13 protein-coding genes are annotated in these 14,572 nt (G+C 53.7%); 6 read left to right on the plus strand and 7 right to left on the minus strand.

Features of this window, described 5'->3' with window-relative positions:
• Positions 1–13: 13 nt before the first annotated feature.
• Genes ACMAY6_RS12980 through ACMAY6_RS12995 form a run of 4 tightly spaced genes read right to left on the minus strand, consistent with a single transcriptional unit; the run spans position 14 to position 5,742 of the window.
• Positions 14–2,209, minus strand: coding sequence for a TonB-dependent receptor (locus tag ACMAY6_RS12980; protein ID WP_435212450.1), 2,196 nt, complete (start codon positions 2,207–2,209; stop codon positions 14–16).
• Positions 2,210–2,249: 40 nt separating this feature from the next.
• Positions 2,250–3,875 (minus strand): AMP-binding protein, encoded by a 1,626-nt coding sequence (locus ACMAY6_RS12985; RefSeq protein WP_435212452.1) that lies wholly within the window; start codon positions 3,873–3,875, stop codon positions 2,250–2,252.
• Entirely contained in the window at positions 3,872–4,561 is a 690-nt protein-coding gene (locus tag ACMAY6_RS12990; RefSeq protein ID WP_435212454.1) for a TetR/AcrR family transcriptional regulator, read from the minus strand. The genes ACMAY6_RS12985 and ACMAY6_RS12990 overlap by 4 nt, the downstream gene beginning before the upstream one ends.
• Before the next feature lie 2 nt (positions 4,562–4,563).
• A complete protein-coding gene (locus ACMAY6_RS12995; protein ID WP_435212456.1) occupies positions 4,564–5,742 on the minus strand; it encodes an iron-containing alcohol dehydrogenase in 1,179 nt (392 codons plus the stop codon).
• Between the two features lie 93 nt (positions 5,743–5,835).
• Between ACMAY6_RS12995 and ACMAY6_RS13000 the strand changes: the two genes are divergently transcribed.
• Genes ACMAY6_RS13000 through ACMAY6_RS13010 form a run of 3 tightly spaced genes read left to right on the plus strand, consistent with a single transcriptional unit; the run spans position 5,836 to position 8,802 of the window.
• Complete coding sequence (locus tag ACMAY6_RS13000) at positions 5,836–7,488, plus strand: methylmalonyl-CoA mutase family protein (RefSeq protein ID WP_435212458.1); 1,653 nt, start codon at positions 5,836–5,838, stop codon at positions 7,486–7,488.
• Positions 7,489–7,501: 13 nt separating this feature from the next.
• Entirely contained in the window at positions 7,502–7,891 is a 390-nt protein-coding gene (locus ACMAY6_RS13005; RefSeq protein WP_435212461.1) for a cobalamin B12-binding domain-containing protein, read from the plus strand.
• A complete protein-coding gene (locus ACMAY6_RS13010; RefSeq protein WP_435212463.1) occupies positions 7,888–8,802 on the plus strand; it encodes an ArgK/MeaB family GTPase in 915 nt (304 codons plus the stop codon). Before ACMAY6_RS13005 ends, ACMAY6_RS13010 begins: the two co-directional genes overlap by 4 nt.
• Positions 8,803–8,957: 155 nt before the next feature.
• On the opposite strand, the gene ACMAY6_RS13015 is transcribed toward ACMAY6_RS13010, so the two are convergent.
• The 3 genes from ACMAY6_RS13015 to ACMAY6_RS13025 form a co-directional block, all read right to left on the minus strand.
• Complete coding sequence (locus tag ACMAY6_RS13015) at positions 8,958–9,764, minus strand: enoyl-CoA hydratase/isomerase family protein (protein WP_435212465.1); 807 nt, start codon at positions 9,762–9,764, stop codon at positions 8,958–8,960.
• Between the two features lie 200 nt (positions 9,765–9,964).
• Positions 9,965–10,693, minus strand: a complete 729-nt coding sequence (locus ACMAY6_RS13020; protein ID WP_435212467.1) for a hypothetical protein — start codon at positions 10,691–10,693, stop codon at positions 9,965–9,967.
• A complete protein-coding gene (locus ACMAY6_RS13025) occupies positions 10,690–11,625 on the minus strand; it encodes an aminotransferase class IV (RefSeq protein WP_435212469.1) in 936 nt (311 codons plus the stop codon). The genes ACMAY6_RS13020 and ACMAY6_RS13025 overlap by 4 nt, the downstream gene beginning before the upstream one ends.
• Positions 11,626–11,816: 191 nt before the next feature.
• On the opposite strand from ACMAY6_RS13025, the gene ACMAY6_RS13030 reads away from it, so the two are divergent.
• From ACMAY6_RS13030 to kynU, 3 genes are read left to right on the plus strand one after another with little or no spacing between them, the layout of a single operon-like run.
• The gene (locus ACMAY6_RS13030) at positions 11,817–12,428 is read left to right on the plus strand and encodes an HD domain-containing protein (RefSeq protein ID WP_435212471.1); all 612 of its coding nucleotides are present in this window, start codon (positions 11,817–11,819) and stop codon (positions 12,426–12,428) included.
• A 19-nt stretch (positions 12,429–12,447) separates the two neighbouring features.
• On the plus strand, positions 12,448–13,350 hold the full coding sequence (locus tag ACMAY6_RS13035; RefSeq protein ID WP_435212473.1) for an alpha/beta hydrolase family protein: 903 nt from the start codon (positions 12,448–12,450) through the stop codon (positions 13,348–13,350).
• Positions 13,343–14,554, plus strand: coding sequence for a kynureninase (kynU, locus tag ACMAY6_RS13040; protein ID WP_435212475.1), 1,212 nt, complete (start codon positions 13,343–13,345; stop codon positions 14,552–14,554). Before ACMAY6_RS13035 ends, kynU begins: the two co-directional genes overlap by 8 nt.
• Positions 14,555–14,572 lie beyond the last annotated feature (18 nt).

Genomic DNA, 14,572 nt, shown 5'->3' on the forward strand with positions numbered 1-14,572 from the left:
TCCTGCCGACTTCCTAGAACTCGAAGCTAACCGTTGCACCATAAGTACGAGGTGGCAACATTGAACCCACTCGCAGCGAGTTGTACAGCGGCGCCGTGATAATGTTGTTAGAAATCACTTCTTCATCAGCAAGGTTGCGCCCCCAAATAGCGAAGCTCCAGCTTTCGCCGGGCAACGTGTAGACTGCGCGCGCATTCAAAAGGCCATAACCTTCCTGGTACGCGTCGGCACGATTCCATTCCGTGAAATAAACGTCATCCTGATAATAGTATTCACCTCGCAACATCACGTCCCCGCCCATCATTGACGCCATATAATTCAGACCCACCTTGAAGGTGTACTCCGGCGCATTGGGTAGCGTATTGCCACTGAGGTCCTTCACAGCAAAGCCATCCGAGTAATCGCCATTAAAGAACTCTTTGTATTCTGCGCTCAGGTAAGTTGCGTAGAAGTCCATGGTGAACGAATCGGAAAGCGCTGCGTCGATCTCGACCTCAATGCCATAGTTTTCTGCCTCTGCGGCGTTAATGGTGCTTACAGTGCTGGTTTCATCAACAAAGGAGATCTGCAGATCGGCATAGTCGTAGTAGAAACCAGAGATCGCGTAGCGCATGCCGCCATCGGCGGTCGAGCCCTTAACGCCGACTTCGAAAGCATCGACCGTTTCGGGTTCGAGCGCCGGACTGGTACTACCGGTATTTATCACCCCCGACTTGAACGCCTGGTTGTAGGTCGCGTAAAGCAGCATGTTGTCGTTGGGCTCAAACTCAACAGTTAAACGGGGGGTGACATCGCTCCAGTCTTCACTTTGATTGGTGGGTACATCCAATCCCGCCGCATCAAACACAAAGGCACCTGTACCGCTGCGTTCTTCATAGTTATAACGCACGCCGGCTATTATCTTGAGGGCCTCTGTTAGCTGATAGCTGGCTTCGGCATAAATACCATAGGCCTCAATATCGACGTCACCATTTTGCTCATACCTACCGGTACTGAGAAAATCTCCAACGGGCGTTCCACAAAGCTCCGGCGCGAGCAATGCACAAATGTTGGTGAGTGGCACCAAAACCTGACCGTACAGTTCCTCCTCAAAATACATAGCCCCCGCTAAAACATCGAGACGATCGCCAGAAAAGTTATAGGTCAGCTCCTGACTCCAAGACTCACTCTCTTCGGTGTAGTTATTCTGGCCAAATAAATTGGCGTCGGTAGAATCGAGATCGTCTCTTAGGAAACGATCCATTTCTTGGAAGGATGTGATGGATTTCAGCGTCTGGTTCTCTGCGACATCAAATTCCATAGTAATAATGCCGCTCTCACCCTCACGGGTATTTATAGCCTCTTGATCGGAGTTGATGTCATAAATACTGCCCCCCGCCTGAAAGACCGTTTGACCCCCAAAAATGGGCACCGCTAGTGGGCCCAATGGATTACCCTCCGAGGGGCCAAAATAGTGGAAGGCGAAGTTCTTATCATCTTCTTCGTAATGTTGGTACGCCGCTGTTGCCCTGAAGGAGCCACCGGCATCGTAGGCGAAGGTCGCTCGATAGGCTTGGGCATCACGATCATCGACCTCCTCTCCTGAAAACAGGTTGGTGCCGTAACCATCCCGGTTTTCAAACTTGCCAGCCAATCGTACCGACAGCGCATCACTGAGAGGCAGGTCTACCGCACCCTCAATATCAAGCAAGCCATAATTACCCGCCGTTGCTCGAACGTAACCGCCAACATCATTGCCAGGCTTAGCCGTCACCATATTAATGACGCCAGCAGTAGCACCACGGCCATACAGTGTTCCTTGCGGGCCGCGTAATACCTCAAGCTGGGCCAAATCAAACATACCCATTAACTGGGCCGCCGGGCGAGGAATAATAGCGCCGTCCTGCAGGAAGGCAACAGCGCCCTCACCCCCAATATCAATACTGGTCATACCAATACCGCGCATAAAAACACGGGCAAAACCAAATTGGTCACCAATAGAAAGGTTGGGCACATCGACAATCATGTCGCGTACCGATTGCACACCACCTGGAACGATATCCTCACCACCGATCACATTGGCTGCCGCCGCAAGGTCTGTGACCGAGACATCTTTTTTGGAGGCCGTAACCACGACTTCTTCCAGAGCGGGTTGAGCTAACGCTTGAGCAGTCATAACAGCCGCGCTGCTGAGCGCTAGGAACCTAGGGAAATATCCTGTTATTTTCATGGGTGTTACTCCTCGCTTCACAACTTTAGATTTATAACCCTCAGTGGGCCGTTAGTGTTTCGCGCTTAAATTGCAGACCAATTGCTGCTCTGTCCCAGGTATCACTTGTAATACCCTCGTTTCTTAATACATGTTTCATCACCTTGGACGACGGTGTTTTGGGCAACTCGTCAAGAATACGGACATACCTTGGCACCATGAAATGCGCCATTCGCTCACCGAGGAAACGTACCAAGGTTTCGGGATCAATGGTCTGACCCTCAACAGGAGCAACCGCCACCATCACCTCGTCTTCACCTACATCACTCGGCACGGCGTAGGCAGCGGCCTCTCGAACGGCCTCGTACGCCACGACTTCCGCCTCAACTTCAAAAGATGAAATATTTTCGCCTCTCCTGCGGATCGCGTCTTTCATACGGTCCACAAAATAGTAGTAGCCGTCGCTATCAACACGGAAACAATCGCCGGTGTGAAACCAACCATTGCGCCAAGCCTGTGCTGTAGCGTCGCTTTGCTTGTAGTACCCGGAATTCATACCCCAAGGGCGGTCCGTGCGAACGATCATTTCTCCGACCTCGCCTATGGGAACTTCACAGTCATGGTCATCGACCAGCCGGACATCGACGCCATCACGCTTGCGGCCACAGGTACCGCGCTTTGTCGGGTTGGCCTCTGACACTATGGGCGAACTGACTTCGGTCATATTAAAAATAGTAAAAACATCGGGGCCGAAACGAGCCTTAAATTCGGCACAGGTCTCAGTAAGCGGCACCATGAACACCAGTCGAACGCCATGCTCCCGATCGCCATCGGAGGGCGGTTGCTTCAACAGAAAAGTACCCATCACACCCAGCAAGAATACAACGGTCGTTTTCGATGAACGAACAAAAGGCCAAAACGTATCGGTTGAAAATCCCTCTGAAACAGCAATGGAGCCACCCCTCGCCAGCATCACGAAAATCACACCCATGCCGCCTATATGAAAGATAGGCATATTGATGAGGAAGCGATCCTCACCCGTAACAAATGGCCAACTCTCAGGGCCTGCATTGGTAAAAATATGGAGATACGACGACAGCACGCCCTTTGAGGGGCCAGTAGTACCCGATGTGAAAATAATAGATTGGGTGTCCCAAGGTTCTATGGGTCGATCAAGTTCAGGCGGGACGGCACTAGCTTCACTGACAACGGACCAAGGTGTGCCCTGATAATCCCTAGGAACCGAACCATCACCGAGGCTGATGATCTGACTCAGCTTGGGACAAACAACCTCCCCAAGTCGTTCCAACAGTTGCGCATGAGCCACCAAAATTTCGGCGTCAGACAGGTTAAGCGTGTGCTCGAGTACCTTCCCTTTAAAAGCCGTATTAAGCGGCACAAACACAGCACCCAAGTAATTCAGCGCAAAAAACGTAAGGATTGCCTCCTTGCCATCAAACATCCAAACGGCAACATGATCTCCACGCGACACACCCGCTTGAGCAAAACCACCGGCCAATTGTTGGACTCTGCTGAGTAGCTCACCGTAGGTCCACTCCTCGCCATCTTGAAACAGTGCAAAAACCTGCTCAGGCTTCTCTTCTGCCCAGCGTTGCAGCAGATAGCGCGTTACACAGCGATCGCGCTCGGGGATGCGCGGGTCTGACGTTGATGTTTGCGTGCTCATATTTTATCCACCCCTTTAACGCCACCCTCCTCGTGCCCCAGGGGCAAAATGTCGCTTTGCCCTTTTTGGTTTGCACCCGCTGCTGAGAACACCATCCTTAGCGTATGACTAATAATCTGGTGACGGGTTCGCTTACCGCCGGAGCGATACCACAGTGCTACCCACGTCATCATTCCACCAATGGTATTAGCGGTGAGCACCGCATCGATCACCTCGAATTCTGCGGACGCGCGACCTTGCTCTAGCAACATGGCAACTTTATGGTCGAATAAGCTGCGGTGCTCGCGAATTTCTCTGGCCTGCATTTCATCGAGGTTTTTTTCTTCGCGCTCGTAGACAACAATAAATTCCTGATAATCAAAAATAATCGCCAAAACCGCCTCTACCAAGCGACCCAAGCGATCCGCTGCGGTCGCCGTGCTGTCGTCGAGAATAGGATCAATGGCTGCTAATGACTGCAAAATACCTGTTCTGCAAATGTCATAAAGTAGCTCGGCTTTGTTAGCGTAATGCGTGTAAAGAAAGGGCTTGGTAACGTCGAGTCGCTGAGCAATAGCATCGAGGGTTGTCCCCTCGTAACCCTGCTGAAAAAACAGATGGCTGGCTTCTTCACGAATGCGCCGACGTTTAAAATCGGAAACCTCATGTTTAAGGTTACTTTGCGCGAGACTAATCGCCGCAGTCACTATTAACGCGCCTGTTCCAAAATGCTTCGAACATCGGCGGGGCCAGTGATTTCACGCGGATTGGTGCGGGACCAAAAATCCAGCATGGTGTATTCGGCGATGAGATCGAGCTGGTCATCGCTAACCCCCACTTCACCTAATGACCGTGGCATGCCCAGCCCACGGATAAACTCGTCGAGCACAACGCTGGCATCCTCTCCCGGACGCCCAAAGCTATCGCTGACTTTTACCTGCTTAGCGCCGGTAACCGGCTTATTAAAAGCCAACACCGCCGGCGCCATCACGCAGGAGCAATAACCATGAGGAACATCTGCGGTCCCCCCTAGCACATGACCAATTGCGTGACTCGCGCCCATCGGAACACCGCCGATAATGGGAATCATCGACTGCCAAGCACCTATCTGGCAACGCAGACGCGCATCGAGATCGGAGGGATCAGCCTTGACGGCTGGCATAGCCTGACTGAGCAACCTGAGCGCACTTTCAGCGACACCATCACAAAAGTAACTGGAGTGATTGGAGCTTAGGGATTCTAGCGCATGATCAACGGCTCGCACGCCGGTTGAATGCCATAACCATTCTGGCGTGTGCAAAGTCAGGGCAGGATCAAGAACGATAGCGATCGGCGCCATCATACGGTGAGTGTAGCCCTGCTTCTTATTTTCGCGATCATCAGTGACACCGCCCATGGTATTGAACTCACCCCCAGACAACGTTGTTGGACAGCAAATAACGCGTATATCGGGACCTTCAAAAACCGGTGCTACGGTGTCGCCATTATCGTCTACGAAGACGTAGAACCCCTCGAAATCTTCGTGAGTGTTGATGTTGTGTTTGAGACCTAGAGCAATAACCTTACCCGCGTCGGTAACAGAGCCGCCACCCACCGTAATGATCAAATCTGCATCCACTGACCGCGCAGATTCAATCGCCCTTAATACGTCCGTCCGCGGGGCGTGGGCAGCAATACCATCGTAGGTCTGTGCCAAACGAGCGCCCAAAGCCGCTTCAATTTCAGCAATCTCGTTGGTTTTGTTGCGCAATGTGGTACTGACCAAAAGAAAAACTCGCTGAGCACCTAAAAGCTGGGCCTCTTCGCCAAGAGTCTCGGCGGCGCGGCGCCCCATGTGGACCCGCTCAGTTGCGGTTAAGCCCAGCGTTGATGCGTCGTATCCAAACACAGCGTGCCCCCATGTTCATTTTTTTGTAGTTGTTGTACTCAACGTATCAATTGCATACTCGAAAGTAAACATGTAGTACGCTAAGTAAAAAACATGCCGGAGAGGTTTTACAACATGCGCCCAAAAGATCCACAAGACACGGTGCAGGCTTGCTCGGATATTCCCCTTAAGTCCTATTACACGGCGGAAGACATACCCGACTCCCACGCCGAGCGCGTGAATGTAGCGCCGGGCGAGGCCCCCTATCACCGAGGCTTTCATCCCTCCGGCTATCGATCCAAACCCTGGCGTATTTTTCAGCTCAGTGGTTTTGGAAAGCCCGAAGACGAGAATGAACGCATCAAGTTTTTGCTAAAAAACGGTGAGACCGGTTTCATCATGGAGCACGACCGTAATACGGCAGATCACTGCTACAACGTTGACCATCCTGAAGTACTGGCGCGCAGAGAAGATGTAGGGCTGACGGGCGCGGTCATGCAAAGCGTGCGCGATACAGCCATCTGTCTCGACGGGCTGCCTATGGACACCAGCTTCGGCCATGCTGGAGGCGCGGTGGTACAACACGCACCCTTTGCCCTGGCTGCTTACTGGGCCGTTGCCAAAAAAAGAGGATATGACCTGAGTAAGTTAGCTGGCACTGGGCAGAGTGACTTCAATCTGACCTATCTCGGATGCGTCACCAAACAACAAATTCCCACCGATGCTGGGCTACGCTTTAACGGCGACATCATAGAATTTTGCACAGAACATCTTCCCCGCTGGGTACCTGTATCAATTGCCGGTTACAACGGAGCCGATACCGGTCTTACCCCGGACCAAGAGCTGGGGAGTTTGTTTGCCAACGCCGCAGAATACCTCGACGAAATCAAGTTACGGGGGAGGATCCCCCTTGAAGTCGCCGCTAGGGGTTGTGGCGGAGTTAGCTTTAGGGCCTCTATCAAAATCTTTGAGGAAGCCTGCAAAATGCGAGCCGCGAGGCTTATGTGGTCGGACCTGCTAAAACAACGCTATGGCATAAACGACGAGCGGGTAGCTAATCTTAGAATTCACTGCGTAACGGCTGGCTCAAAAATGGCCTATCAACAACCCATGAATAATCTGGTGCGCGGCGCTCTTATGGCCGTCAGCGCGGTGCTGGGCGGTGTCCAGTCATTAGGTGTGTCGGGCTACGATGAAGCCTTGTCCATTCCCTCCGAACACGCCCATCAGATGTCAGTTCGAATTCAACAAATACTTATGGAAGAAACCGGACTCACCGACGTCACTGATCCGCTCGGGGGGTCTTATTACGTCGAAACACTCACTGCGCAACTCGTTGAAAAAGCGTGGGCTTTTTTCGAAGAAATCCTCGCAAGAGGTGGCTATTTGGCCTGCCTTGATTCGGGTTGGCTTCACGCCAAAGCTGAAGAAAATCAACACAAAGAGTTTATGCAGACCGAAAGTGGCGAGGCAAATATTGTCGGTGTCACCATGGCTCATGATGATAGCAGTCCCTTTGAAATAGACGGCTTTATCGGGAGCGATGATGCATTCGACGTGGCACTGGAGCGCCTCAAGGAGGTCAAACGGACGCGGCATGAAAAAGGGGCAAAAACCGCGCTCAAAGATTTAGAGCGTGTTTGCCGTGGCAGCGACAACATTATGCCGGTCATGATGGATTGTCTCGAAGCAGAGGCAACCCTGGGAGAGGTCGGTGACGTATACCGCGAGGTTTTCGGTGATTGGCGTACGCCAATTCAATGTTAAAGGGAGCGACGTCGTGAAGCCAAAACGTATTCTTATGGCCAAGACCGGTCTGGATGGGCACTGGCGCGGGCCAACTATTGTAGCCAGAGCTTTGCGGGATGCTGGATTTGAGGTGATCATGATTGGCATGGCAACCACCGCCGAAATCGTTGCTGCTGCCATAGACGAAGACGTCGATTTGGTAGGTCTTAATATCGGTGGTCACATCGATGTAGCACTGAGGGCCGTTGACGCGGTGCAGTCTGCAGCGCCAGACATGCCAATCTTTGCTGGGGGAACGATTCCACCCCATGCCTGTAAGCAGCTCGAGGCAAAGGGACTCGAAGTTTTTCCTCCAGGGTCTATGTTGACTGACATTGTCGATTCAGCCAATCGGCTCACAGGACTCAGCACAGCACAATGAGCGACGCCACAAGTGCTGACTGGGGAGACGGTTTCACCGCACGCAGAGCACTCGCCAAATCGATTTCTGCTATTGAATCGGGTGGACCAGAGGCGCTGGAAATTGAACAGCGAGCCCTGCAGCAACCCGCCGCCGCGCACGTACTGGGGATCACCGGACCGCCTGGAGCCGGTAAATCGTCACTGATCAGCGCATTGCTACCCCATGCCCTAGATCATTACGGCGCGGTCGCCATTCTAGCGGTGGACCCAAGCTCTTCCTTAACCGGCGGCGCACTGTTGGGAGATCGTGTGCGGATGGACTACCGCCACTTCGATCACAAAGTATTTTTTCGCTCCATGGCCTCACGGGGTTATCAGGGGGGCATTGCCGCTGCGACACGCGCCTCGGTCAACGTGCTGGATGCCGCAGGCTGGCCGCTAGTCATCATTGAAACATTAGGTATTGGGCAGGTCGAGCTGGACGTTATGGAGCTGGCGGACCGCGTCGCGGTTGTGCTCAACCCCGGCTGGGGAGACAGTTTTCAGGCCAACAAAGCGGGCCTGACGGAGCAGGGCGACGCCTTCGTATTGAACAAAGCCGATCGACCGGGCCTTGAAAACGCCAAAATTTTACTTGAGCAATCGCTGCAATGTTTGCCAGCAGCGACGCCGCCCCGCGTATTCACTACTATCGCCACCGATGATGAGGGCATCCCCGAGCTGTGGCGGTCGCTGGCCGATTTAATGCAGGAAGCTTCCAAAACCCGGCAGAGTAGACGTCGCTGTGGAGCGGTCAGGGAAGGTGCGAAAACTCAGCTTTTGCGGGACTTCGAAGCGTTTCTGGCATCACCCGAGGCTGCCAGCAGCGAAAGCGCAGCACCTGAGGGTGCTGCCGACCTCTTGCAACGGTTTTACCGAGAACAGAACTAACCCGCGCCCCACATGAACTCTCGCTCTTGGAAACAATCATTGGGTGATCACCGCTGACCGGCAAACTATAAGGGCTATCGCTTCGCGATAGCACTGCAGCTCGGGAGGGCCGCGACAAAAACAACGGCAACTCCGAGCGGGACGCCTGCTTCCTATTACCGGCCCTTGTACTCAGGAGCTCTTCGCTCCTGAAAGGCGTGCATGGCCTCGGCGGCGTCATCGGTCATCGACAACAATGTCTGATGCCGATCTTCTAGGGCCATGGTCGCTTCCATGGAGGACGAATCAATACCCAGATGGACTGCCTCTTTGGTCAGACGAAGCCCAAGGGGCGCCGTCGCCAATAGATCGGTGACCAAGGCCTCGACCGCCGGTTCCCTTGCCCCCGGCTCAGTAAGATCGGAAAGGAAGCCGCGTTTATCCATTGCATCGGCAGCATAGGCACGACCGGTCATCATCATTTCAGCCGCAAAGGAGCCACCGACCAATCGTGGCAAAAGGTAGCTACTGGCCATATCAGCGCCGGTAAGCCCAATGCGAATATAGGCTGCACAAAATTTTGCGGTGCTGTCGGCGACTCGAAGATCGGCGGCGGCGGCGAGACTCAAACCACCGCCGTAGGCCGCACCCTGAACAGTGGCAATAATCGCTTGGGGGCACCGCCGCATGGCCAGGTAAAGCCGTGCAATGCGCCGTTGTACGCCGAGCAACATGCCGACCGAACGCTCGTTAAAACCCCAACCACCATCCACCAAATCAAGCCCTGAGCAGAAGTGCTTGCCTGCACCCTCCAATACCACGACACGAATATCATCCCGCGCCGCCAGATCACTGAAGGTTTGATAGAGAGCATCGACCATAGCCCCACTAAAGGCGTTACCGACCTCGGGACGGTTAAGGGTCAGGGTCATCAGGGCGCCCTGCTCGTTGATCAGTACGGAAGTGTCAGTTGCTGTGGCCATGGAATCTCCGAGGAATCTGTACGAGGGATAAAAGGATTAGTGTTTACGTTACCACTGGGCGGTTACCGGTTCACCCCATCCGGGGACGGGTCATCATGCAGCGCCACTTTAACGGCCTTAGATAATACCCAGCATGAATTGCGCCCCTCTACGAGTCGGGTCAAGGGTCGGCCGCAACAGACCACACGCCAGACATACCCTCAACCGGGCTTTAATCGGTCCACCCAGAGCGTCTGAAAATAGGGCTGCATGTCTTCAGCTAATTTGTGTGCCACCCCCGGCACATTCGGAGTAGGCGCCGGAGAGGCGGAAAATCCTGAAGATGCCCAGACCGACTGATACCAGTGCTGGGCCCATACGCCATCGCTGGTGCGAGGTCCCAAGGGCCATGCCGTCATTTCTTGTTCGCGCCACGGCACCTCAAGGGCCGAACATAATTTCTTGAGCAACACATGAGGGTTGGCCAACACATCGGCACCATCGATCACCGTAGGCCGCCTGCCGGTCAATTCGCTGATGGTCTGAAACAGCTCCCACTGCCGAACAATGCCGATATCATCCGAAGTCACCGTCGGCATTTTATTGAGGTAAGACGCAATGACCGCCGCGGGATCCCGGATCAGAAATACGTGATGCATTTCTATCGCCCAGGACAAATCACAGGCGGCAGGCATATGGTGGGTCATGTGTTTCTGATAATAAATGGGCGCCGGCTCGTCAGATACTAGGCCTGCAATTACCTCACTTCGGCAGGTGGGCTGAGACTGCAGAACGGCCTCGCGGCAAGGATGATCTGCGCCACTTTCCGCCAGATAACACGCATAAAATGGTTCGTCGATCACCGCGCAGTCGGCGCGGTTCTCCCAGGCACGCATCATGGCCGTGGAAATATTCCGTGGCCCCGACCACATGGCAATGCGAAGGGTCACTCAGCGTTCCCTTGTTGGTGCCGATCGACCTCGTGGTTGAGCAGGTCCCGATACAGTCCTTGCAGCCGGTCCACCATGGGCCCGCGCCGGGCATCGCCGATCTCCCGACCATCGATGTCAAACACGGGGGTCAGGCCCGCAAAGGTGCCGGTGACAAACGCCTCTTCGGCACCGTAAGCCTGCATAACAGAAAAGTTTTTTTCGAACACCGGAATGCCATTGGCTTTACACAGGTTGACGACATTGCGTCGAGTAATACCATCAAGGCAGTAATCCCCACTCGAGGTCCACACCTCGCCGTCTCGGACAATAAAAAAGTGGGTTGAATTACAGGTCGCGACATGGCCATGGGGGTCCAGCATCAAAGCCTCGTCGTAACCCGCCTTAGCCGCCTGAATACAGCCAAAAATGCAGTTCAACTTTGAGTGACTGTTAATACGGGGGTCCTGCACATCAGCATAGCCTCGACGCACGTAGACCGTGTAGAGGCGAACACCTCGATCGTTGAGGGATGGGTCGGGGCTTTTGTATTCGGGGATAATGACAATGGTCGGTGGACTGATGGTCACCGCAGGATCCTGGTACGGCGTCGACTTTATTCCTCGACTGACCATAAGGCGAATATGAACATGATCCTTCATGCCGTTCGCACCAAGAGTGTCATATAAGCGCTCCGCTAACTCAGCCTTGTCGAGACCCATATCTAAATCAAGCGCTTTGGCGCCCTCCCAGAGACGCTTCAAGTGTTGGTCTAAAAACGGAATCACACCGTCGTGAACCCGCAGGCCTTCCCAGATGCCGTCACCGAGAATAAAACCACTGTCGAAGACCGATACCACCGCCTTTTCCCGGGGGAAAAGATCGCCGTTTATATTAATCTGTATATCAGTATTGCGGGGATCGACTGCAAAAGTGTGGGTGCTGTTGCTCATTATATTTGCCCTATTCCATACCCATGAGGTCAGGCCTTACCCTACCGTAAACCGTGTTAGAAGAGTAAAACCCTAAAACTGAAAATGGCTAAAAAACCTCAACAGCAGCGTTCGCTTGCTTTGACCTCCATCCCCGATCATCATTGAGACTAACGACCCGCGGGCACTACCAACAATAGGAGAATACCGCCATGCAAGCAGCGACAGAGCAGCGCGCCAAATTTCACCACATGAAAGACGGTACGGTGGAAGATTGGGCCATCATTGGCGGTGAAGCCGCACAGCACGCAAAAGGCTTATGTGGACGACTTGTTGCGCACCTCAAGCTTCTCGAGGGCGATTGTGGCGGCTTTCCGATTGATCGATTGACCCACTGCTTACAGACCGCAACACTAGCTCACAAAGACGGAAAAGATGAGGAGTATGTCGTTTGCGCGTTACTTCACGATATTGGCGATACGCTGGGTCCCGCAAACCATGCCGAGATAGCAGCAACGATTCTTGAGCCTTTCGTTAGCGAAGATAACGCTTGGATGGTGCGGCATCATGCAGAGTTTCAGGGCTACTACTTCCTTCATCATCTGGGACTTGATCGCAACATGCGTGACCAGTACCGAGATCACCCCCTCTATGAATACACGCTAGAATTTATCGAAAAGTACGATGCACCAGCATTTAACCCCGAGACTGAAACGTTCCCACTCGCCTTTTTTGAGCCCATGATGGAACGGGTCTTCGCTACGCCCAAAAAATCGATGTACAAGAAAGAGAATCAAGACATGTATAGAGTCGCTGAGGCCTGAGTAAACTGAGTAGCGTGCGATGACCCGAGGCGGGTTTCATCACCAAAGGTTCGCGGCGCTATTATTTTTAAGCGCTGCGATACTCGTGGGCTGGCTAGGATCTGGAAATGTCAGTGCCTCCAGCCCAGAAGCCACAAGCTCAAAGGCGCAACCTCCAATACCCATGCCCGCCAGTTTCCAAGATCTGCTGGCTTTACCTATCGGAGAAACACCGCCCCAAACCGTGATCTACGGACCGGCGCCACAGCAAACGTTACTGCACTTTCCGTCAGCACTTGAAACCCACGTAAACCTGCTTTTGGTTCATGGTGGCTGCTGGTCTAACGCTTATGACCGTCAACACGCGATACCCATGGCCAGAGCGCTGGCAGGTGCAGGATATAACGTTTGGCTCGCTGAATATCGCCGGGTCGGAGACCCCGGGGGCGGCTGGCCAGGCTCGGTAGACGATATCGCCTCCGCTACCCAAAAGATTGCTGCTCTCAGTGAAGAACCGCCCTGGTTAGTTGGTCACTCAGCAGGGGGGCACCTTGCGCTTTTGACCGCAGCTGATCCTACGTTACCCATCCAAGGCGTTCTGGCGCTAGCGGCCATTACCAATTTAGCAACCTATGCGGGACAGGAGGGCTCTTGTCCGAGCATGGTTGCAGAGTTTTTGGGGGGGCCACCAGAATCTCACCCCGATCGCTACACCTTGGCCACGGTGCATAACAAGACCTTCCTCAAACCCATGCGATTGATTCTGGGGGAGGTCGACACCATTGTGGGTCCAGATCAACTGACTGGCTTTGCAGAAACCAACACCAAAATCATTGCGAAATCAGGACACTTCGATCTCATCCACCCGGCCACTACTGCCTTTGGCCAAGTTCTTAAAACTCTCGAAAACTTGACGCAAACGGGTCCTAACAGCGATGACTGATGCGCATGAGGCATTGGCCACAATTCGCGCTGGGTTTTGTCTATCCCCAGAGCGCGTCTATCTTGATGGCAACTCCTTAGGCGCTCTTCACGATACCGTCAGACGTCGCGTTGACACTGTCGTAGGCGACCAATGGGGCAAGGACCTGATCGCGGGTTGGAATGACCACGACTGGATTAACCAGCCTAGCGCCATCGGCAATCGCATCGGACAACTGGTCGGTGCAGACCCTGGCGAAGTTTTGTGTTGCGATAACCTATCGATCAATCTTTTCAAATGCCTGACCGCCGCCCTCGAGCTTAACGCGCCGCGCACTCGAATTATCACCGAGGCCGGGCACTTTCCCACAGACAACTACATGGCTGACGGCGTGGCGCAGTTATTAGGCCCCAAGCGTTGCGAAGTGGAAGCCGTCCCAGTGGAGGCTCTGAGCACACTGGACTTTAGCGACGTCGCTGCTTTGTCCCTGTCCCATGTCAATTTCCGATCAGGCACGCTAAGGGATTTACCAGGCATTACGGCGAGGGCTCAGGCTGCTGGCGCTCTTGTAATCTGGGATCTTGCCCACAGTGCCGGAGTACTAGAAACCGCATTAAATCGCCACAACGTCGACATGGCGGTCGGCTGCACCTACAAGTTCCTCAATGGCGGTCCAGGGTCACCCGGATTTCTCTATATTGCCAAGCGGCATCAGAGCGCGAGCAACCCCCTACCCGGATGGATGGGACATGCCGATCGCTTCGCTTTTGAACCGAGCTACCGCCCTGCGCCTTGCATTTCACGGTTCCTCACAGGAACCCAAAGTGTCATTGCCATGGCGGCAGCTGAGGCTGCCTTGTCAATCTTCGAATCGACCGACATAGCAACACTGCGCCAACACAGCCTAATGCTGACCCAATACCTCATGGATCAATTGGCCAATCACCCAGTGACCCGTGATATTCAATGCTTAACTCCCTACCCAGCTCACGAGCGGGGATCGCAAGTTAGTTTGCGCCTTGAAGAGGGGTTCCCCGTTAGCCAAGCGTTGATCGACCGAGGGGTTATTGTCGACTTTCGCGAGCCCGACATTATTCGCTTTGGCATTGCCCCGCTGTATAACCAGCGTTCCGACATCGACGTCGCCGTCGACACCCTCGCCGATATTTTGAAGTCGGGAATCTATCGTGAGGAAAGATTCTCAAAACGGGGCACGGTCACCTAGGCCCTTACTTAAAAATCC

It is taken from the genome of Luminiphilus sp. nBUS_16 (assembly GCF_051201645.1).
Taxonomy (GTDB): domain Bacteria; phylum Pseudomonadota; class Gammaproteobacteria; order Pseudomonadales; family Halieaceae; genus Luminiphilus.